21 protein-coding genes are annotated in these 21,592 nt (G+C 39.7%); 14 read left to right on the top strand and 7 right to left on the bottom strand.

The window, feature by feature from the left end:
* Positions 1-88: 88 nt before the first annotated feature.
* Entirely contained in the window at positions 89-1,033 is a 945-nt protein-coding gene (gene prmB / locus EXH44_RS01955) for a 50S ribosomal protein L3 N(5)-glutamine methyltransferase (protein ID WP_162856040.1), read from the bottom strand.
* A gap of 86 nt (positions 1,034-1,119) precedes the next feature.
* Between prmB and smrB the strand changes: the two genes are divergently transcribed.
* The 3 genes from smrB to EXH44_RS01940 all read left to right on the top strand — a co-directional run bounded on the left by smrB (position 1,120) and on the right by EXH44_RS01940 (position 4,891).
* Entirely contained in the window at positions 1,120-1,650 is a 531-nt protein-coding gene (gene smrB, locus EXH44_RS01950) for an endonuclease SmrB (RefSeq protein WP_162856039.1), read from the top strand.
* A 101-nt stretch (positions 1,651-1,751) separates the two neighbouring features.
* Positions 1,752-2,618 carry an EamA/RhaT family transporter gene (locus tag EXH44_RS01945; protein WP_162856038.1) on the top strand — a complete coding sequence of 289 codons (867 nt, stop codon included), beginning with the start codon at positions 1,752-1,754 and terminating at the stop codon, positions 2,616-2,618.
* A 47-nt stretch (positions 2,619-2,665) separates the two neighbouring features.
* Positions 2,666-4,891: an ATP-binding protein gene (locus tag EXH44_RS01940; protein WP_162856037.1), complete on the top strand. Its 2,226-nt coding sequence runs from the start codon at positions 2,666-2,668 to the stop codon at positions 4,889-4,891.
* A gap of 46 nt (positions 4,892-4,937) precedes the next feature.
* On the opposite strand, the gene hrpA is transcribed toward EXH44_RS01940, so the two are convergent.
* The 4 genes from hrpA to grpE form a co-directional block, all read right to left on the bottom strand.
* A complete protein-coding gene (gene hrpA / locus EXH44_RS01935; protein ID WP_162856036.1) occupies positions 4,938-8,888 on the bottom strand; it encodes an ATP-dependent RNA helicase HrpA in 3,951 nt (1,316 codons plus the stop codon).
* 14 nt (positions 8,889-8,902) lie between these two features.
* The gene (locus EXH44_RS01930; protein WP_162856035.1) at positions 8,903-9,355 is read right to left on the bottom strand and encodes a DUF441 domain-containing protein; all 453 of its coding nucleotides are present in this window, start codon (positions 9,353-9,355) and stop codon (positions 8,903-8,905) included.
* 63 nt (positions 9,356-9,418) lie between these two features.
* Entirely contained in the window at positions 9,419-9,721 is a 303-nt protein-coding gene (locus EXH44_RS01925) for a CCDC90 family protein (protein WP_010786493.1), read from the bottom strand.
* A 95-nt stretch (positions 9,722-9,816) separates the two neighbouring features.
* The gene (grpE, locus tag EXH44_RS01920; protein WP_162856034.1) at positions 9,817-10,416 is read right to left on the bottom strand and encodes a nucleotide exchange factor GrpE; all 600 of its coding nucleotides are present in this window, start codon (positions 10,414-10,416) and stop codon (positions 9,817-9,819) included.
* Positions 10,417-10,595: 179 nt separating this feature from the next.
* Here grpE and aspS point away from each other — a divergent pair, with 179 nt between their 5' ends.
* The 9 genes from aspS to EXH44_RS01875 all read left to right on the top strand — a co-directional run bounded on the left by aspS (position 10,596) and on the right by EXH44_RS01875 (position 17,986).
* A complete protein-coding gene (gene aspS, locus EXH44_RS01915; protein WP_162856033.1) occupies positions 10,596-12,365 on the top strand; it encodes an aspartate--tRNA ligase in 1,770 nt (589 codons plus the stop codon).
* 91 nt (positions 12,366-12,456) lie between these two features.
* The gene (locus EXH44_RS01910; protein WP_162856032.1) at positions 12,457-13,419 is read left to right on the top strand and encodes a hypothetical protein; all 963 of its coding nucleotides are present in this window, start codon (positions 12,457-12,459) and stop codon (positions 13,417-13,419) included.
* 19 nt (positions 13,420-13,438) lie between these two features.
* Positions 13,439-13,909: a dihydroneopterin triphosphate diphosphatase gene (nudB, locus tag EXH44_RS01905; protein ID WP_162856031.1), complete on the top strand. Its 471-nt coding sequence runs from the start codon at positions 13,439-13,441 to the stop codon at positions 13,907-13,909.
* An 83-nt stretch (positions 13,910-13,992) separates the two neighbouring features.
* Positions 13,993-14,733: a YebC/PmpR family DNA-binding transcriptional regulator gene (locus EXH44_RS01900; RefSeq protein WP_162856030.1), complete on the top strand. Its 741-nt coding sequence runs from the start codon at positions 13,993-13,995 to the stop codon at positions 14,731-14,733.
* Between the two features lie 114 nt (positions 14,734-14,847).
* Positions 14,848-15,402 (top strand): Holliday junction resolvase, encoded by a 555-nt coding sequence (locus tag EXH44_RS01895; protein ID WP_162856029.1) that lies wholly within the window; start codon positions 14,848-14,850, stop codon positions 15,400-15,402.
* 194 nt (positions 15,403-15,596) lie between these two features.
* The gene (locus EXH44_RS01890) at positions 15,597-16,124 is read left to right on the top strand and encodes a hypothetical protein (RefSeq protein ID WP_162856028.1); all 528 of its coding nucleotides are present in this window, start codon (positions 15,597-15,599) and stop codon (positions 16,122-16,124) included.
* Positions 16,125-16,212: 88 nt separating this feature from the next.
* Positions 16,213-16,863 carry an IS1595-like element ISHps3 family transposase gene (locus EXH44_RS01885; RefSeq protein WP_162855999.1) on the top strand — a complete coding sequence of 217 codons (651 nt, stop codon included), beginning with the start codon at positions 16,213-16,215 and terminating at the stop codon, positions 16,861-16,863.
* A 58-nt stretch (positions 16,864-16,921) separates the two neighbouring features.
* The gene (gene ruvC, locus EXH44_RS01880; protein WP_162856027.1) at positions 16,922-17,500 is read left to right on the top strand and encodes a crossover junction endodeoxyribonuclease RuvC; all 579 of its coding nucleotides are present in this window, start codon (positions 16,922-16,924) and stop codon (positions 17,498-17,500) included.
* A 3-nt stretch (positions 17,501-17,503) separates the two neighbouring features.
* Positions 17,504-17,986: a GNAT family N-acetyltransferase gene (locus tag EXH44_RS01875; RefSeq protein WP_162856026.1), complete on the top strand. Its 483-nt coding sequence runs from the start codon at positions 17,504-17,506 to the stop codon at positions 17,984-17,986.
* On the opposite strand, the gene EXH44_RS01870 is transcribed toward EXH44_RS01875, so the two are convergent.
* On the bottom strand, positions 17,983-18,327 hold the full coding sequence (locus EXH44_RS01870) for a RidA family protein (RefSeq protein WP_162856025.1): 345 nt from the start codon (positions 18,325-18,327) through the stop codon (positions 17,983-17,985). The two genes, EXH44_RS01875 and EXH44_RS01870, sit on opposite strands and share 4 nt — an antisense overlap.
* 87 nt (positions 18,328-18,414) lie before the next feature.
* The gene (locus EXH44_RS01865; RefSeq protein WP_244238737.1) at positions 18,415-19,437 is read right to left on the bottom strand and encodes a branched-chain amino acid aminotransferase; all 1,023 of its coding nucleotides are present in this window, start codon (positions 19,435-19,437) and stop codon (positions 18,415-18,417) included.
* Positions 19,438-19,880: 443 nt separating this feature from the next.
* On the opposite strand from EXH44_RS01865, the gene EXH44_RS01860 reads away from it, so the two are divergent.
* Both EXH44_RS01860 and yjjG read left to right on the top strand, forming a co-directional pair.
* A complete protein-coding gene (locus tag EXH44_RS01860; protein WP_135674480.1) occupies positions 19,881-20,777 on the top strand; it encodes a transcriptional regulator GcvA in 897 nt (298 codons plus the stop codon).
* Positions 20,778-20,888: 111 nt separating this feature from the next.
* The gene (gene yjjG, locus EXH44_RS01855) at positions 20,889-21,569 is read left to right on the top strand and encodes a pyrimidine 5'-nucleotidase (protein WP_162856023.1); all 681 of its coding nucleotides are present in this window, start codon (positions 20,889-20,891) and stop codon (positions 21,567-21,569) included.
* Positions 21,570-21,592 lie beyond the last annotated feature (23 nt).

The following is a 21,592-nucleotide window of genomic DNA, read 5'->3' as shown; positions in this document are numbered from 1 at the left end:
ACTAAATTAAGTGTAGATATACCGAAAAAGAGGATAAATGGCAATGAAATTTAATTTTTTTGATGAAATAAATTAGAAAAATTTATCTTTACGCAAACAAATGACGATTTGCAATCAACTGCTCACGGGTTAAACTGAATACCCCTAATCCACCATTTTTAAATTCAAGCCAGTGGAATGGCACGCTTGGGAATTGCTCCATCAAATGCACCATACTGTTACCCACTTCACAGACTAATACACCGTTATCGGATAAGAAATCTGCCGCTTGAGCTAAAATACGTTTGGTAATATCCAAGCCGTCCACCCCCGAACCTAATGCCATTTCGGGTTCGTGGTGAAATTCTTCTGGCATATCGTCTAAGTCTTCTTGATCGACATAAGGCGGATTGGTCACGATTAAATCATAACGGTCTTGTGGTAGATCGTTGAACAGATCTGATTGGAATGGGAATACCCGATGAGCCATATTGTGTCGTTCAATATTGATTTCAGCTACATTTAACGCATCAACAGAGAGATCAACCGCATCAATTTCCGCATTCGGGAATTTGTCGGCACAAGCAATCGCAATACAGCCACTTCCTGTACACATATCTAAAATACGTTTTGGTTCAGCTCGTAAAATCCCCGTAAAACCTTGTTGAATTAATTCGCCGATTGGAGAGCGTGGCACTATCACTCGTTCATCAACGTAAAACTCTAAGCCAGAGAACCACGCAGAATTTGTTAAATAAGCGACAGGTTTGCGTAAGCCTAAACGTTGTTCTACCATTTCAATAATGCGTTCTTTTTCTACACGGGTTAAGCGTGAAGCATAGAGTGTTTCTGGCACGTCCATTGGCAATGCAAGGGCGGTTAAAACCAGTTGATTAGCTTCGTCCCACGCATTGTCGTGTCCGTGTCCGTAGTAGAGATCAGAGGCGTTAAAATAGCTGTATGCCCAACGCATCATATCTAAAATAGTAGCAAGATCGTCAGCGACAGGCGATGAGGCGATTTCATCAAGAAGTTCAAGGTTATGTTCGTACATATTTAATACCTATTTTGAAAAATTGCCGTTTTATACCATATTTCCCTTTGTGTTAGAATGGGCTGATTAATTTAAAAGGAAAGATTATGTTAGAAAATGATGAATTGGCTTTGTTTCGAGAAGCGATAAAGGGAACAAAGAAAATCAAACAAGATACTTTTGTCCCTAAGGCTGAGCCACGTAAAAAAGTCAATGAAATTCGAGAGTTAAAAGAAAAAGCGGATACCTTGTTCTATTTTTCCGATGAATATGAGCCGTTATTAACTGAAGAAAATGATAAAGTGAAATACCGTCGAGAAGATGTTGATCCTTATATTTTAAAACAGTTGCGTCGTGGTGACTTTCACCCTGAGCTTTTTTTAGATTTACACGGTTTGACTAAAGAAATGGCAAAAAAGGAATTAGCGAGTTTAATTTTAGCCTGCGAGCGAGAAGGAATTTATTGTGCCAGTATTATGACAGGCTATGGCACAAGGGCGTTGAAATACCAAATCCCCCGTTGGCTTGTTCAACATCCTAAAGTGATTGCGTTACATCAAGCACCAAGAGAGTGGGGCGGTGATGCGGCTATTTTGATTTTGGTGGAGCAACCTGAAAAAGTGGATTACAAGCGGTAACATTTTGCAAAAATTTTGCAAATCCGATCTCCATTTTTAAAAACGATGAATAAAATTTTGTAAAATAGCCCGTTTTTTTATTTCCCATAAAGGAGTACAAAATGTTAGAACTTATCTTAGCCATTTTATGTAGTGTGTCTGTTGGTGTGCTTATTAAAATTGCACGCTCAAAAGGCATTGCTATTGCACAAAGTATTGCTGTGAACTATATCGTGGCGACCAGTCTATGTTATTTTTTATTAAAACCTGATTTTAAGGGACAAAGCTTAGTGGATATAGTTGCCAATAATCCATCTTCTTATCTCTTTTTCGCATTAGGAATTCTGTTGCCAACGGTATTTTTAATTCAAGCTAAAGCCCTTGAGTTTGCTGGAATTATCCGTACTGATGCAGCACAACGCTTATCCTTATTCCTACCGATTTTTGCCGCCTTTACTATTTTTGGTGAAGCGGTGACTTCCAATAAATTATTGGCCTTAGTGTTGGCGTTTGCGGCATTAGGTTGCTTGCTTTGGAAAAGTAATGAAGGCATGGGCAGTAAAGGCGGTAAAACAGCGATTATCAGTCTTGCGCTAGTTTGGGTTGGTTTTGGGGTAATTGATATTCTATTTAAGCAGATGGCAAAAACAGGTTCAGCTTTCCCATTGACACTACTCATCTCTTTTATCGGCGCTGGCTGTGTGATGTTCATCTATTTATTGCTTAAACGTACGCAATGGCATGTGCCGAGCGTGTTAGTCGGTTTATTACTTGGCGCACTTAACTTTGGCAATATTCTGTTTTACATCAAAGCTCACCAAGTGATGAAAGATGATCCAACTCTTGTCTTTACAGGCATGAACTTAGGGGTTATCTGTTTAGGTACATTAATAGGTGCTTTTGCATTTAAAGAAAAAATTAATAAAATCAACTATGTGGGTGTAGCAGTTGCGATAGTTGCAATTATTTGCTTATTCTACTGGCGATAAAGGTTAAAATAGCTCCCGTAACGGAGCTGTTTTTTTATGGGGGAAAAATGAAAAATCCAAAGCAGTATGCACAAAGGTATGTAAATTGGGTTCTAAGACTAGGAAAGGGAAAATCCGCACTCTTCGGACTTTTCGTGCTCGCTATTTTTGCGATTGTCACTCAAAGCCTATTAAGCTGGTTTTTCACAGGACAAGTGCACGCTGATGATATTTTGCGTTCAATCGCCTTTGGATTAATTTCAGCGCCCTTTGTTATCTATTTTTTCAACTTAATTGTAGAAAAATTAGAGCGCTCTCGTATCCGCTTAGAACAATCACTTAATGATCTCTCTTTATTACGAGAACATGATGCTCGCTTGAATGTAGAACTTGAGCAACAAGCGGAGTTTTTACGTTCTTTTTTTGATGCATCACCGGATTTAGTGTTTTATCGTAACGAAAATGGCGAGTTTCTCGGTTGTAATCGGGCGATGGAAATTTTAACGGGGCGTTCTGAAAAAGAGCTAATTCATCTAACCCCCAAAGATATTTACCCTGAAGAAACCGCAAAGCTGATTTTAGATACGGATCGAGATACCTTAATTAGTAATACAGGCATTACTTATGAACAATGGATTCGCCATCCGAATAATAAGCTGTCTTGTTTTGAAATTCGGAAAGTGCCTTATTATGATCGTGTAAATCAGCGCCATTGTATTATGGGGTTTGGGCGTGATATTACCGAACGTAAACGTTATCAAGAAGTGATTGAAAAAAATAGCCGAGATAAATCCACACTTATGGCGACCATTAGCCATGAATTGCGAACGCCTTTAAATGGGATTATTGGCTTGAGCCGAATTTTGCTAGAAGGAGAGCTTTCAGAACAGCAAAGAGAGTATTTAAAAACGATTAATGTTAGCGCAGTCTCACTAGGGCATATTTTTAGTGACATCATTGATTTAGAAAAAATTGATAGCCGTCGAATTGAGCTTTTCCGTAGCGAAGTGGAATTTTCTCAGATTATTAGCAACATTAGCCATTTTGCGAATTTAATGGCTGAGCAGAAAAAAATTAAATTTCATATTGAATACGATGATAATCTGCCTGATTTTGTTTTTGTAGATAATGCCCGACTGAGCCAAATTTTATGGAATTTAGTCAATAATGCAGTCAAATTTACTCCTGCGGGTGGCGACATTTATTTAAAAGTAGAGCGACGAGATCAAGAACACTATGCCTTTATTTTAAAAGATACTGGCATTGGTATTAAGAAAAGTGAGCATCGTAAGATTTTCGCAATGTTCTATCAATCAGAAAATTCTCAAGGCAAAAAAGCACAGGGAAGTGGTATTGGCTTGGCGATTTCTAAGCGAATTGCACGCTTAATGGGCGGTGATTTAACTGTCGAAAGTGAATTAAATCAAGGGGCTACTTTTACATTAGTTATTCAAGCGGATGAAGCTTGTCAGAATAAAGAAGTGGCAATCAATACCCATGCTTTAAAAGTACTGTTAGTCGAAGATATTGAAGTCAATATCGTCGTTGCTAAAGCAATGTTAGATAAATTTGGCTGTGAGGTTGATGTCGCAATGACAGGAGCGGAAGCCTTTGATTTATTTGAGAAAAATAGTTACGACTTAATTTTATTAGATATTCAACTACCTGATACTACGGGCGTTGAAATTGCTCAAAAATTACGTCAATTTTATGAAAATGGAGATGTTGATTACTTGCCATTATTAGTTGCTTTAACGGCAAACATTATGCAAACGAAAGCAGAATATCAGAAACAAGGAATGGATGATGTATTACGTAAACCGCTATCCCTTGAAGCATTATCAGATTGTCTCAACCGCCATTTTGACGACGGCTTTTTGCAAAATACCAACGAAAACTCACCGCTTGTAACGGAGCAACAGAGCGAAAACTATCCTTTCAATCAGAAAATGCTCAAAGAGCTTATTGATGTGATGGGAAAAAGTGCGCTCTTAGCCAATTTCGATCTGTTTGCTAAATTTATGCCGGAATATATGCAGAATCTAGCCAATTTTCATGAAAATTGGCGAATAACTCAAGATCCACAACTGAGAAAGGCTACGTTAGATGAAGCTCATAAAATTAAAGGAGCACTTGCCTCAGTTGGATTGTGCCGTTTACAACAAATTGCACAATTAGCGCAAACGGATAATGGTAATGATTGGGAGAGCAATATTATGATGTGGATTACATTACTATCAGAATGGCCAAAAGACTTGGAGTTAGTTATTCAATTTGTAAATGAGGAATTTTGATTAAAATAGGTAGCGTATGAAAAATGGGATTTTCATACGCTTACTACTATTTAAATTCAGAAATACTATTCAAAATCCGCTTATCCGAAATCGGATATTTGGTGCCAAGCTGTTGGGCGAACAGGCTGACACGCAACTCTTCAATCATATAACGAATTTCCAAGACTTCATCGGAAATCGGTTTGGATTTTGGCAGTTTCACCAACAGTTGTTGATAGGCGTTTTGCACCTGTTCCACTCGTAACATTTTGGCGCGGTCGGCGTTGCTATCCACCACTAACTTATCTAACCGCTTGTCGATAGCGGTGAGATAGCGGTGTAAATCTGCAAGGCGTTTGTAGCCCGTTTTGGTGACAAAATCAGGGTAAATCAAACCGTCGATTTGGGCTTTAATGTCTGACAGGGCAAATGCCATTGTGAAATCCAGCTTACCTTTTAGGCGTTTGTTGATTTCATAGGCAAGGGTGAGATTTTTCTCAACCTGTTTGGCAATCTCGACCGTCGTATCGTTTAAATTCGCTCTAACGTAGTCGTGAAGGGCGTTAAATTTTTCTTCCGACCAGACAAAGCCACCAAACTCTTCCATCAATTTATCCACCGCACAGGCGATACAGTCGTCAATTAGCTCTAACACCTTGCCGAACGGTGCAAAATATAAACCGAGTTTGGCTTTATTCGGCAGTTTTTCGTGCAGATATTTAATCGGCGACGGCACGTTTAGCAATAACAATCGGCGTAAGCCTGCTTGCATTGCTTTGGCTTGCTCAAATTCCGTTTCAAACAGCTTGATCCCAACGGCATCTTTTTCATCGACAATCGCAGGGTAGGCTTTCACGCTAAAATGCTGTTTTTTCTGCTCGTAAAATTGTGGCAAATCTGCAAAATTCCACAAATGCACACCGCTTTGCTCAATGCCGTCATCGGCAATGTTAGACAGGGTATTTTGCACTTCGTCTTTCAAGTTAAATTTCAGCTCATCAAGATTTTCACTTTCAGCAAGGCTTTTGCCTTTTTCATCAATCACACGGAAGCTGATCCGCAAATGCGGTGGCAGTTGACTTAAATCCCATTGTTCAGGCTCAACTAAAACCCCTGTCATTCGGCGAAGTTCATAACTCAAACTTTCCAACAATGGTTTTTTAAACGGCTCTGCACGAGATAAAAACGCTTCTGCATAGTTTGGTGCAGGCACAAAACTACGGCGAATGGCTTTCGGTAGTGATTTAATCAATGCAATGATAAGCTCTTGACGTAGTCCTGGAACGTGCCAGTCGAAGCCGTGCGTATCCACTTGGTTCAGCAACGGTAACGGAATATGTACCGTCACGCCGTCCGCTTGCGAGCCGATTTCAAATTGATAGCTCAGCTTCAGTTTGAGCGAACCTTGATACCAGAAATTTGGAAAATCCAACTCACTGACTTTGTTTGCGTTGTCGTTCATCAAGAACGATTTTTCAAAGTTCAGCAGTTCAGGATTTTTCTGTGACGCTTTTTTCCACCAGCTGTCAAAATGTTTGCTGGAAACGACATATGTGCCGATCCGCTGATCGTAAAATTCAAACAGAACTTGCTCATCCACTAAAATATCTCGACGGCGAGATTTATGTTCCAACTCTTCGATCTCTTTGATCAAGCGGTTATTTTCTTTGAAAAATTTGTAATTATTGTGCCATTCGCCTTCCACCAAAGCTGAGCGGATAAAAATTTCACGGCTGACAACAGGATCGATTGCTCCATACATCACAGGGCGGCTGGCGATAATCGGAATACCGTAGATCGAGACTTTTTCATCGGCAACCACCGCCCCTTTTGATTTCGCCCAACGTGGTTCGCTGTAACTGGATTTGGTTAAGTGTTTTGCAAGTGGCTCAACCCATTCAGGCTCAATTCGTGCCACCATTCGCCCCCACAATTTAGTGGTTTCAATCAATTCTGCCGCCATTACCCATTTCGGCTGTTTTTTGAAAAGTACAGAATTAGGGAACAGGTAGAAATGGGCATTTCTCGCCCCTAAATAGTGCATTTTTTCGTTATCTTTCAAGCCGATATGCGACAATAAGCCCGATAATAAAGCGGTGTGAATTTGCTGATAATTTGCTGGTTCACTGTTAATCGGCAAGCCCATTTCACGCACCGCAAGGCGAAGCTGATGATAAATATCCTGCCACTCACGTACTCGCAGATAGTTGAGATAATCTTTTTGGCAGAGCTTACGGAACTGATTTTTGGTGAGTTCCTTTTGTTGCTCTTGAATAAAATGCCACAGGTTCACAAAAGCTAAAAAATCGCTCTCTTTATCGGCAAAGCGGCGATGTTTATCATCTGCCGATTGCTGTTTTTCCTGCGGACGCTCACGGGGATCTTGAATAGATAATGCCGATACGATCATCATCACTTCGTGCAAACTACCATTTTTCGCCGCTTCGATCACCATACGACCTAGACGAGGATCGATAGGGAGTTGGGCGAGTTGTTTGCCGATTTCCGTCAATTTATGTGTAGGGACGCCATGCTTGGCGTCCGTTTTGATGTTGTTCAAGGACGCCAAGCGTGGCGTCCCTACAATGGCTTCTAATTCTTCTAAAAGACGAATACCATCTTGAATATGCCGTTGATCCGGTGCATCCACAAACGGAAACGAAGCAATATCCGTCAAACCCAATGCTGTCATCTGCAAGATAACCGAAGCCAGATTTGTCCGCAAAATTTCAGGATCGGTAAACTGCGGACGTGCGTTAAAATCGTCTTCCGAATACAAGCGGATACATATCCCCTCCGAAATACGCCCACAACGCCCTTTACGCTGGTTGGCGGAGGCTTGGGAAATCGGCTCAATTGGCAAACGCTGAACTTTGGTACGATAGCTATAACGGGAAATTCGAGCCGTTCCTGTATCAATTACATATTTGATATTTGGGATTGTCAGCGAGGTTTCCGCCACGTTAGTCGCCAGAATAATACGGTTTAGATTGCTTGGATTAAAAATGCGTTGCTGTTCCACTGCCGATAAACGGGCATATAACGGCAAAATTTCCGTATGGCGAAGTTCCTGCTTCTGCAAGGCTTCGGCAGTATCACGAATTTCTCGCTCGCCGTTCATAAAAATCAAAATATCGCCCCGACCTTCCGCTTGCAGTTCGTCCACTGCATTGAGAATGCCTTGTAGTTGGTCTTGATCCTCTTCCTCTACAATCGGGCGATAACGCACTTCCACAGGATAAGTTCTGCCTGATACTTCGATGATCGGTGCATTGTTGAAATGTTTAGAAAAACGTTCAACATCAATGGTTGCTGATGTGATGATCACCTTCAAATCAGGGCGTTTTGCTAAAATTTGTTTGAGATAGCCGAGAATAAAATCATTGTTAAGCGAACGTTCGTGGGCTTCGTCAATAATTAGCGTATCGTATTGATTGAGATAGCGGTCGTTTTGGATTTCGGCAAGCAGAATACCGTCCGTCATCAATTTGACGAGGGTGTTATCGCTCATCTGATCGTTAAAGCGGACTTTATATCCGATAGTCGAACCCAGTTCCGATTTCAACTCTTCGGCAATGCGTGTTGCCACCGAGCGAGCCGCGATACGTCTAGGTTGCGTATGCCCGATTAGCCCTTTTACCCCACGCCCTAGTTCCAAACACATTTTTGGCAACTGCGTAGTTTTACCCGACCCCGTTTCCCCTGCAATCACCACCACTTGATGTTCGGCAATCAGTTTTAAGATCTCGTCACGGCGAGCGGAAACAGGCAGATCAGGGTACTCAATTTTCAGTTGTTCGGCTTGTTGTTTGCGCGTGAGATAGCGACTTTTACAAGCGGTCAAATCCACCTCAATTTCTGCAAGAATGGCTTGTTTAGCGTTTTCATTTTTGATATTTGCCAACCCACGAATACGCCCAGCTAAACGGCGAGCATCAATTAAAGTGGTATCTTGCAGTTGGTTAAGTAAGTTTTTTTGTTCTGTTGTAAGTGGTTGTTTTTTATGGTTTTTTTGCATATTTCAATGGTAAATTACGATTTTCCTATAATGAGCGACAAAATCCCAGCTGCAATTAGCGGACCAACAGGTACGCCTTTTAAGAAAGCAACACCGATAATAGTGCCGATTAATAACCCTGTGACTAGCACGGGTTGGTTGCCCATGAGATTTACACCACGTCCACCAAGCCACGCTACAATAATGCCGGCTATGATTGCGACAATCATCTTCCAGTTAAGCAACTGAGCGATTTCAGGGAAAGCAATTCGCCCTGATACAAGAGGGGCAAGTACGCCGATAGTCAGAATGATAATGCCGATTTTGATACCATATTGATCTAAATAAGGCACATATTTTGATAATAACGTTTGTTGCATAATCAATAAGACAGCAGCAGAAATGGTTACAGCACTATTTTGACTGAAAATACCGAGTAAGATAAGTACAACAAGCAGTAGGGCAACAGAATTAAATTGTAGTGACATAGGTTTATTTAAGGTGAAAATCCCTTACTTGATAAACAAATAAGGGATTGTGTTTTTCTTTAGTTAGTTGATAAATCGCATTAGTCCCATTAATACACCAAGACCAGCAAACATAAATCCAGCCATTTTATACATTGATGTTGTCAAACGTACTTCAAGCTGAGCAATTTCTTGCTTTAATTCAGATTTTAGTTCGTTAACACTCTCTTTTAAATCTGACTTATTGACTAATCCACTTTGACTTTGCTCAAGTGCTTCATCTAACGCTGTTGCAAACGCCTCAGCAACCTCAGGTGGTTGATTGGCTTCTTGTAGCTTTTTTACAAAGCGAAGTTTATCAAATCGAATACTCATAGTTGCGTCCATTTTTTATTCCCTTTGTGATTAGTGTTATCAAAAAATAACATAAATCACGTAGGTATTTGGGGCTAATTTTGTGATCGCTGTCGAAAAACAGAAAATTAACTAGCGACCATTACCATTGCAGGACGGATAACACGTCCGTGTAGGGTGTAACCTTTTTGTAAGACTACACTAATATGGTTAGCTTCAATGCCCTCAGCTGGTTGCATTGAAATTGCTTGGTGTAGCTCTGGGTTAAATGCTTCACCCACCACACCGACTGCTTCAATACCAAAATTATTTAAGGTTGAAACTAAGCCTTTATGGGTTAATTCTACGCCTGATTTCACGCTTTCATCAGCGCCTTCAAGTGCCTGTAATCCACGCTCTAGGTTATCGACAACATTTAACATCTCTTTAGAGAATTTTTCTAAGGCAAATTTATGGGCTTTTTCTACATCTTGCTCTGCTCGACGACGGATATTTTCGACTTCCGCTCTTGCTCGCAGTTGAATATCTTGTTCACGTTTATCCGCTTCAGCAATATAGGCTTCTAGCTCTTGTACACGAGCAATAGCTTCTTCAAGCGGATCGATTTCATTATTTTGTTGCAACTCAGGTTCAACATCTTGTGTTTGAGCTTCCTGAGCCTCTTGTGCTAATTCAGTTGCTTGGCTAACGTCTTGTTCTACTTGTTCTTTTTCAGTTTGGTTTGTCATTGTGTATCCTCAAATTTTGACTTCGCAAATTTTTGCACTAAAACGACCGCTAATATAGCGACAAATTAAGGGATTTCAAGGCTTAAATGATTATTTTCCACGGTAATCTGTTTTCTTTAGTCGGTTTTCGTTATAATCTCCGCAATTTTTTCCAAATTTTATAAGAAGGATAACTAGATATGATGCGTTCTCATTATTGCGGTGTATTAAACCGTACTCACGTTGGTGAGCAAGTAACATTAAGCGGTTGGGTACACCGTGTGCGTAACCTTGGTCGTTTTATTTTTATGCAAATTCGTGACCGTGAAGGGATCGTGCAGGTTTTCTTTGATGAGAAAGATGAAGCCTTATTCAAACAAGCTTCTGCGTTGCGTGCGGAAGCCTGTGTGCAAATTAAAGGTGAAGTGATTGCGCGTGATGCGTCGCAAATCAATAAAGAGATGGCAACGGGTGAAATTGAAGTGTTGGTAAAAGAGCTTGTAGTGTATAACAACTCAGAAGTATTACCGCTCGATTTCAATCAAAACAACACTGAAGAACAGCGTTTAAAATACCGTTACTTAGACTTACGCCGTCCTGAAATGGCTGAGCGTTTGAAAACCCGTGCAAAAATTACCAGCTTTGTGCGTCGTTATATGGACGACAACGGTTTTCTGGACATTGAAACCCCAATGCTTACCAAAGCAACCCCTGAAGGTGCGCGTGACTATTTAGTGCCAAGCCGTGTGCATAAGGGCAAATTCTATGCGTTACCGCAATCACCGCAATTATTTAAACAGTTGCTGATGATGTCAGGTTTTGACCGTTACTACCAAATCGTCAAATGTTTCCGTGATGAAGATTTACGTGCGGATCGTCAGCCTGAATTTACCCAAATCGATGTGGAAACCACCTTTATGACCGCCCCTGAAGTGCGTGCGATGATGGAAAAAATGATCCGTGGGTTGTGGTTAGATCGCTTAAATGTTGATTTAGGTGAGTTCCCACAAATGACCTTTGCAGAAGCAATGCGTCGTTATGGTTCGGACAAGCCCGATCTGCGTAACCCGTTAGAGTTGGTTGATGTGGCGGATATTCTAAAAGATGTTGAATTTAAAGTATTCAGCGGTCCTGCAAATGATCCTGAAGGGCGTGTTGCGGTAATCCGTGTGCCAAATGGGGCGGAAATTACTCGTAAACAGATTGATGAATATACCCAATTTGTCGGCATTTATGGTGCAAAAGGCTTAGCGTGGGCAAAAGTGAATGACGTAAACGCCGGTTTAGAAGGTTTACAAAGCCCGATTGCTAAGTTCTTAACTGATGATGTGGTTAAAGCATTATTAGCTCGTGTCAATGCACAAAATGGCGATATTATCTTCTTTGGTGCGGACAGTGAAAAAGTGGTTACTGATGCGATGGGGGCGTTACGTTTGAAAGTGGGACGTGATTTAGGTTTAACGGATCTCACCGCTTGGAAACCACTTTGGGTTGTCGATTTCCCAATGTTTGAAAAAGATGACGAAGGTAACTGGTCAGCAATGCACCACCCATTCACCGCACCAAAAGATTTAAGCCCTGAAGAGCTAGTTCAAAATCCAAAAGGTGCTGTGGCGAATGCTTACGATATGGTGATTAACGGCTATGAAGTGGGCGGTGGCTCTGTGCGTATTTTCGACCCGAAAATGCAACAAACGGTGTTTGGTATTTTAGGCATTAACGAAGAAGAACAAAAAGAAAAATTCGGCTTCTTGTTAGACGCATTAAAATTTGGTACGCCACCACACGCAGGTTTGGCGTTCGGTTTAGACCGTTTAACGATGTTAATTACTGGCACAGAAAATATCCGTGATGTGATTGCCTTCCCGAAAACAACGGCGGCAGCTTGTTTGATGACCGACGCACCAAGTTTCGGTAATCCGAAAGCCTTGGCGGAGTTGGCGATTCAGACTATTAATATGGATAAATAGTAGCAATATTTTTGTAGGGGCAGATAATATCTGCCCCTTTGTTGTATTATGATATTGAATTAAATGTTGTTTATTTTTACTTTAAAGCATTATGCTAAAAACACGATTATTTCTATTACTCTCTTATCTACTATTTTCTACTCCAATTCTTGCTAAAGAAAACATTCCTTTTTCAAGTGAAACTAAAAAATTAATTTATCAACAAAAGTGTTTGCCTGATGAGTTAATTGCTAATCGGGAGAAAAGATGGGATACCCAATATTGTGTAACCGTTGATGCAAATATTGTACAAACCAATCAAAAGTGGATTGATCAACGCTTATATCAACAGGCATTTAATCTTATTTATCTCCATTTTTTTGATCCATTAGATGAACTATCTATGGAAGAAAGGATGAAGTATATAAATGAGAGTGAAGATCAACCATTTAGTATTCAAGAACATAATGCGGAACATAATAGAATTTATAAAAAGTTAGAAAATCTCGCACAATTAACAGAGCTGATTCAGCGTTTTTTTGATGAAGAATACCAAGATAAATTACACCGTATTAAAAATGATATGGGGATTATGGAGTCAGCTTATCGATTAGATATTCGTTATCTAGGGCAATTTAAGCAACTAGTTATGTTTGAATATGAGAGCGAAATCGAAATTGGTTCAATAGGCGGCTTTAGTCGTTATTTTGTGTTTGATTTAGAAAAACAACAAGAAATTAAATTAGATGATGTTTTATTACCAACTGGTAAACAAAAATTATATCAATTAGTTAATGAAGCTTATGATGAATATACGATAAAAAAGTTCAAAGAATATTATTCACATTCTGATCGTTATACCAATATTACAGAACCTAAGGATATTTTAGAGCATCATAAACAAACTTATTCAGCTAATGCAGAAACAGACAATTTTGTTTTGGTGAAAAAAGGTATTAAGCTAGGATATCCTGCTCCACAATTAAGCTCTTTTGTTACAGGAACGGTTGAAATTACGATTGATGAAGAAGATATTCATGAGATTTTAAAACCTGAATATATTTGGTCAGAATAATATTTAATTACATGATAAAATGAACAATATAACAAATTATAAAAATCCTAATTCGGTTTTAATTGTCATTTATGCTGAAAAAACTCGGCGAGTACTAATGCTCCAACGCCAAGACGATCTAACCTTTTGGCAATCGGTGACAGGGACGATTGAAACAGGGGAAACACCTTATCAAACGGCATTGCGTGAAGTGAGAGAAGAAGTCGGAATTGATATTTTTGCTCAAAATTTATCCCTTTATGACTGCCGATATAGCGTGAAATTTGAGATTTTTCCGCAATTCCGCTATAAATACGCCCCTGACGTTACGCATAATACGGAGCATTGGTTTTTATTGGCATTACCCGATGAAATCGAACCGATATTGACGGAACATTTAGCGTATCAATGGCTTTCGATAGATGATGCGGTGGTTTTAACCAAGTCACCCAATAATGCCGAAGCGATTGCAAAATATTTGGCGGAACCGACCGCTTGTATTAAAAAATGATGGTGGGGACAGCCCGTGGATACACGCAGTGTGTCCCTACCTTTTTATATTGAAACATAAATTAAAAAGAAGGAAACAAGAGAATGGCAGGTCATAGTAAGTGGGCTAACATTAAACACCGCAAAGCAGCACAAGATGCTCAACGTGGTAAAATTTTTACTAAATTAATTCGTGAATTAGTGACAGCAGCAAAACTAGGCGGCGGTGATGTGAGTTCAAACCCGCGTTTGCGTGCGGCGGTAGATAAAGCGTTATCAAATAATATGACGCGTGATACCATTAATCGTGCTATCGACCGTGGTGTTGGCGGTGGCGATGATACCAATATGGAAACCAAAGTGTATGAAGGTTACGGTCCGGGTGGTACAGCGGTAATGGTTGAGTGTTTAAGTGACAACGCTAACCGCACAATCTCACAAGTTCGCCCGAGCTTTACTAAATGCGGTGGTAACTTAGGGACTGAAGGTTCGGTTGGCTACTTGTTTAGCAAAAAAGGATTAATTTTAATCGCAAGTGCAGACGAAGACGCATTAACTGAAGCGGCGATTGAAGCAGGTGCCGATGATATTCAGCCACAAGAAGATGGTTCATTTGAGATCTATACCGCTTGGGAAGACTTAGGTTCTGTACGTGATGGTATTGAAGCGGCAGGTTTCAAAGTTGAAAATGCAGAAGTGACGATGATCCCATCAACTACTGTTCAACTTGATGCAGAAACTGCACCAAAATTATTGGATTTAATTAACCGCCTTGAAGATTGTGATGATGTACAAAACGTTTATCACAATGGCGAAATCAGCGACGAAGTGGCTGCATTACTTTAGTTAAATGAATAAAAAATAATCTCAAGTATTTTACTTGAGATTATTTTTTTGAACTTTTCTGTTTTTTCCTTTTCTAAAGGAGTGATTTTTTTAATCAACACAAAAGGAAAAACAATGAAATTAGTTAAATTACTTCCAACATTTGCAGCAGCTGCGGTACTTGCAGCTTGTTCAACGGTATCAGATGTTGCATCTTCAACTGTAGATGCTGTGGGTAATGCGGGTAGCGCTGTTGTAGATGGTGCTAAAGCTGCTGGCGGAGCGGTTGTTGACGGTGCAAAAGCGGCTGGCGGAGCAGTAGCTAACGGTGCATCAGCAGTAGGAACTGCTGTGTCTGATGGTGCAACAGCAGCAAAAGATATGGTAACAGGCTCAAAAACGATTGCTTATACTTGTAGCGTAAATGGAAAAACAAACCAACCTGTTTCAGCAGTTTATACTTTCAATAATGGTGAGCCATCAACTGCAACTGTAACTATTAACAAAAAAGTGGTCGGTAAAAATCTGAAAGTAGATGCGACCTATAAAGACGGTGTGAAATTTGTTTCAGGCACAAATGTATGGAGCTTAGATACAGGCTTTAATGCGAAAACAGCAGAAACAACAGTGCCTGTAATGTTTACAGCGAACAATCAAATTCTTGCGAAAAACTGTGCAGTAGCAAAATAATATGATTAGTCGATAGAGATTGAATAAAGTGGATTTGTGAAGAGCAAATCCACTTTTTTTATGAAAATTTCTATCAGTTATAGTATCTCATTAATTTTAATTGAACTTTTATAAAAAATGTTACTCCTAAATTATAGCACCAGTAGGTAGTATGTCTGGTCACACTTTTACTACAACAAACTAAGGAGCTAATAATGAAATTAAATTTAATGAAGTTCTTACCTTCTCTTGCGGCAGTTACTGTGTTAGCAGCGTGTTCTTCAAATACCTCTATGGTTCAAGAGCAATCTGTAGTCGAACAAGCTCAACAAACTGCAACGCAGCAAGCAAATCGAGTAGCAGAAGTTGGTGGCGGAAAAAGTGCGGTCTCTGTTGAGAAAGTGACAGATCGTACAAAATCTGTAGCATATCGTTGCCTAAATAACCAACAAGTAACAGCGAGTTATGCTTTTAGTGGTGATGATGTTAGAGCAGTAAATTTGGTATTAGGTAGTGGTAAAAAGGCAACTACGTTACCAACCTTGATGCGTGATAGTGCAAACCGAGATTTCATCTCTTTCTCTTCAGATAAACATGTTTGGAGTGTAGAAAATGGTTTCACGTTTGATAATGCCACGACGAAAGTCGGTGGAATACTGACGGAAAAAGGCAGTGAAGTAGATGTGATTTTAGCTAAATTATGTGATATTAATAAATCAGCAACAGCTAGACTTAACAAGTAATCACATTATACTAGCAGGCAGATTTGCAAATTTTTTGGGGCTGTCCTAGATAACGACTAAAAGCTCTATTTTAGGTTAAAATAACCAAATGAGAAAAAGTCGTCTAAGTCAGCATAAACAAAATAAACTCATTGAGCTGTTTGTGGCAGGTGTCACTGCTCGAACAGCGGCTGAGTTGGTAAATGTAAATAAAACGACAGCAGCCTATTACTTCTATCGTCTGCGATTGCTTATCTATCAAAACAGCCCACATATGGAGATGTTTGAAGGTGAAATTGAAGCCGATGAAAGCTATTTTGGCGGCACTCGCAAAGGTAAACGAGGTCGTGGAGCTGTGGGTAAAACCGCTGTATTCGGGCTTTTAAAGCGTGATGGTAAGGTGTATACCGTCGTTGTACCGAATACTCAATCTGCGACACTTTTACCGATTATTCGAGAAAAGGTGAAGCCTGACAGCATTGTTTACACCGATTTTTATCGAAGCTATGATGTTCTTGATGTGAGTGAGTTTAATCATTTTCGTATCAATCACAGTACTCATTTCGCAGAAAAACAAAATCATATAAACGGAATTGAGAATTTTTGGAACCAAGCTAAACGTCATTTACGCAAGTTTAACGGTATTCCCAAAGCACATTTTGAGTTGTATTTGAAGGAATGCGAATGGCGTTTTAATCACAGTAACTTAAAATCTCAAATTTCCATTCTAAAACAATTAGTTAAGGGCAGTCTAAGTTAGTTATCTAGGACAGCCCCAATTTTTTTACAAATCTGCCCGCTTGTTTTATGGAGAAGAAATGGCAATTATTTTAGGCATCGACCCTGGCTCTCGTGTGACGGGATATGGCGTTATTCGTCAAACAGGGAGGCATTTAGAATATCTAGGTAGTGGGGCAATCCGTACTTCTGTGGATGACCTTCCAACCCGACTAAAACGTATTTACGCTGGAGTCACGGAAATTATCACCCAATTTCAACCCGATATGTTTGCGATTGAGCAAGTATTTATGGCTAAAAATGCGGATTCTGCGTTGAAATTAGGGCAAGCAAGGGGAACGGCAATTGTTGCTGCGGTAAATCACGATTTGCCTGTTTTTGAATATGCTGCACGTTTAGTAAAACAAACGGTTGTGGGGATCGGCTCGGCAGATAAAGTACAAGTACAAGATATGGTGACACGTATTTTGCAGCTTTCCGCTAAACCCCAAGCGGATGCCGCAGACGCATTGGCGATTGCTATTACTCATGCCCATTCTATTCAACACTCGCTTACGGTGGCTAAACAGAGTAGCCAAGCAGTGTCTAGCGAAAAAGAGCAGATTCTTGCTTTGATGAAAACACGTTATAGTCGTGGGAGATTTAGATTAAAGGAGTAGCTAATGCAGATTAGACGAGTGACAAAAGAGGATTTTGAGGAGCTTAGCCAATTATTAACGCAAGTTTGGAAATCGACTTACCAAGGGATTTTTCCTCAAACATTTCTGGATAACCTTGAAGATCAAAAGTGGTTGGCAGGCTTAGCATCTATGCTAAATAGTCAGGCAGAGTGTTGGCTAGCAGAGCAAGACGAAAAAATCGTCGGGATGCTCACTTTTGGTCATGGGCGTAAGGAATATGCAGAAGCTGAAATTTATGTCATTAATGTATTACCGAGTTTTCAAGGTCAAGGCATTGGAAAAGCGTTGATTCAATTTGCGTTAGCGCAGCTTAAGGGAAAATCGGTTTATCTTGAGGTGGTATGTCAAAATCATCAAGCAAGAAGATTTTATGAGCAGAATGGCTTTTATGACACTCACCAAATCAGTGAGCGTCATATAGCTAATTTTAGCTTTCAGCAAGCTGTTTATCTTTTAAAGGATTAAACCGCGGCTTTCACCACAATTTCAATTTTCCAATTTGGATTGGCTAATTTGGCTTCAATAGAGGCTCTTGGTGGGGCATTACCTTCAGAAACCCATTCATCCCAAGCTCGATTAAATTCATCAAATTCAATCATATTGGCTACAAAAACTTGTGCCATGAGAATGCGACTTTTATCGGAACCTGCTTCTGCAAGTAATTTATCAATACTTGCTAAAACTTGTTTGGCTTGCCCATACATATCAAGCGCGTCATCTTCAGCAACTTGTCCTGCAAGATAAGCCACTCCATTATAAACAGCCATTTCAGATAGGCGTTTACCAACTTGAAAACGTTGAATCATAGTTTTTCTCCTAGTGTGAACAAGCGGTCAGATTTCCATAAACATTTGCAAAATTTATGTGAAAAGTCACCGCTTGTATGATGATGGTTATTCGACTTTAACAATCCAGCCTTCAGGGGCTTCTACATCACCAAATTGAATCCCCGTTAATTCAGCATATAAGCGTTTGGTTACTGGGCCAACTTCTTTTTCTGAATAGAACACATGGAAATTGTCGCCATTTTGAATTCCACCGATAGGGGTAATCACAGCTGCTGTACCACAGGCACCCGCTTCAGCGAATTGATCAAGTTGATCAATATAAACATCACCTTCAATGGCTTCCATTCCTAAACGTGCTTTTGCTAAGTGTAGTAACGAATATTTGGTGATACTCGGTAAAATAGACGGTGATGCAGGCGTGATAAATTTATTGTCTTTGGTAATACCAAAGAAGTTCGCCGCACCCACTTCTTCAATTTTGGTATGAGTTTTTGGATCAAGGTAGATTGCATCCGCAAATTTACGCTCAACGGCTAATTCATGGGGTAATAAACTTGCAGCATAGTTGCCACCCACTTTTACGCCACCTGTACCATTAGGTGCTGCACGGTCGTAGTCAGATACAAGGAAGTTTGCAGGGGCTAAGCCACCTTTGAAATAAGCGCCAACAGGCACGCAGAATACAGAGAAAATATATTCTGGTGCGGCACGTACGCCAATGTTTTCACCGACACCAATCACAAATGGACGCAAATAAAGTGTTGCACCTGTACCATAAGGTGCAAGCCATTCTTGGTTTGCTTTAACCACTTCTTTACAAGCACGAATAAACATATCAACAGGCACTTGTGGCATGAGTAAGCGATTACACGTTACTTGCATGCGTTTTGCATTTTGATCTGGGCGGAATAAGTTAATTGAACCGTCTTTGCAACGGTATGCTTTTAAACCTTCAAAGCATTGTTGACCGTAATGTAAGGCTGTTGAACCTTCATGAATATGAAGTGTGTTGTCAGTCGTCAATTCACCTTCATTCCATTGACCGTCTTTCCAACGGGCAATAAAGCGGAAATCAGTTTTGATATAAGAGAAACCAAGATTTTGCCAATCAATATTTTTTGTTGTCATGCTGTTGTGTCCTTTTTTCATAAGTTTAGAAAAATAAATTTACACTATTCTAGAACAAAATGAACAAGTTAGAATCAAAAAAATAAGAAAATCTGAATAAAAATTCGCTTTTTGTAGCGATATTTGTAGATTCTGTTAGAATATGGAAGGTTTTAGACATAAAAAAACCGCCCAAAGTGGGCGGTAGCTAAACCAAAAAGGGTTCAAAATATACAGGAAGTGAAATGAGTAACTTTTGTTACTCTAGTCTAGTTACCTAGACCAATATGCAAACACAACATCATACTTAAAATTCAAAAATAGCTAAAGACAGCTATCACTATCCATCTAAGTACGGAATGAATTCTAAAGATGTTCGACCAGTTAAACAAACGAGATTTTTTAATTTTATTTATCAAAAAAAATAATGGATAGCGAAAGCCAATTAACGTAATAAACATATTATGAATAACAAAAAATTACCCCCACTTAATGCACTCAAAGCATTTGAATCAGCAGCTCGTCATTTGAATTTTACAAAGGCTGCGGAGGAGCTGTTTGTCACACAAGCGGCGGTGAGTCATCAAATAAAACTCTTGGAAGATTTTCTCGACATTCAGTTATTCCATCGCCGTAACCGATTGTTAGAGCTGACAGAGTTGGGTTTGCAATATTTTGATGAAATCCGACCGCTTTTAGAGCAAATTGCAAAGGCGACAGATAAAATCCGCTCTAAAAATAAGCGTCAAATTCTGACGATTAGCGTACCGCAAACCTTTGGTATGCATTGGCTTGTTCCGCGTTTAAATGATTTCCATGAGAAGTTCCCTGATGTTGAAGTGCGAATTAAAGGCGTAGATCAAGATGAAGGCCAGCTTGGTAAAGAGATTGATGTAGCGATCTATTATGGTTCGGGCAAATGGGAAAATGTGGAGTTTATTCGTTTAACGGAAGCGCCATTAGTGCTACTCGCTTCTCCAAAATTTTTAGAAGAGAATCCATTGAAGAAACCGGAAGATTTAGTCGGCAAAACCTTATTACACGTATTCAGCCGTAATAAGTGGAAACGAACAATTGAGCATTTCGGCTTAACGGATAAAATCGATGTAGAAGAAACTGGCTCTATGTTTAGCCACACCTTTATGGCGTTACAAGCGGCGATGCATCAACAAGGTGTTGCGATTGCCAATAAAACTATCGCTCAACATGAATTAGATCAAGGTAACTTAGTTGAGCCATTTTCAACGGGACTAAATGATGAAAAATCCTTTTATGTTGTCTATCCACCACAAATGGCTGAGGTTGAAAAAGTACAACATTTTGTCGAATGGATTACCGCTGAAATTCGTTCAGAATCTTAATTAATCCAAAATAAGCGAGGGCAGTGACATATTGCCCTCGCTTTTTTATATCCAAAAATTAGAACATAGAGTAGAATTTCGAAAAAAAGTTATATATACAATGAGGAAGCAATGAAGTATCAATGGATTTTATTTGATGCCGATGAAACATTATTTTCATTTAATTCATATTTAGGGCTTAAAGCGATGTTGGCTCGTTATGGTATTGAATTTAGTGAAGCAGATTATGATGCCTTTCAAGCGATAAACAAGCCATTATGGGTAGCTTATCAAAATAAAGAGATCACGATTCAGGAGTTACAAACAACACGTTTCGCAAAATTGGCAGAACAAACAGGTAAAGATCCGTTAGCTTTAAACAAAGAGTTAATGGCAGAAATGGCGATTGTCAGTAAACCGCTTCCCAATGTGGTGGAAATGCTGAATGCGTTATATGGTAAAGTCAAAATGGGCATTATCACCAATGGCTTAGAGGCTCTTCAACAAAAGCGTTTGGAAAATACAGGAACCACGAAGTTTTTTGAAATGGTTGTCGTATCTGAAGTGGTTGGCGTGGCTAAACCGAACGCTAAAATCTTTGAATATGCTTTTGAACAGATTGGAGATATAGATAAATCCCAAATTTTAATGGTGGGTGACACGCTTTCTTCAGATATTCTAGGGGCAAATGGTGTAGGTATTGATTCTTGCTGGTTTAATCATACTGGAGAAAATAATACAACAGAGATCAAACCGACCTATGAAATTACGGATATCAAACAATTAATTGCGATTGCAAGCGGTCAGATTTAATCAAAATTTTGCAAACAGGAAGA

Origin of the sequence: Actinobacillus indolicus, assembly GCF_004519515.1 — a bacterium.
GTDB lineage: Bacteria > Pseudomonadota > Gammaproteobacteria > Enterobacterales > Pasteurellaceae > Glaesserella > Glaesserella indolica_A.
This window is presented reverse-complemented; position numbering and strand designations above follow the sequence as displayed.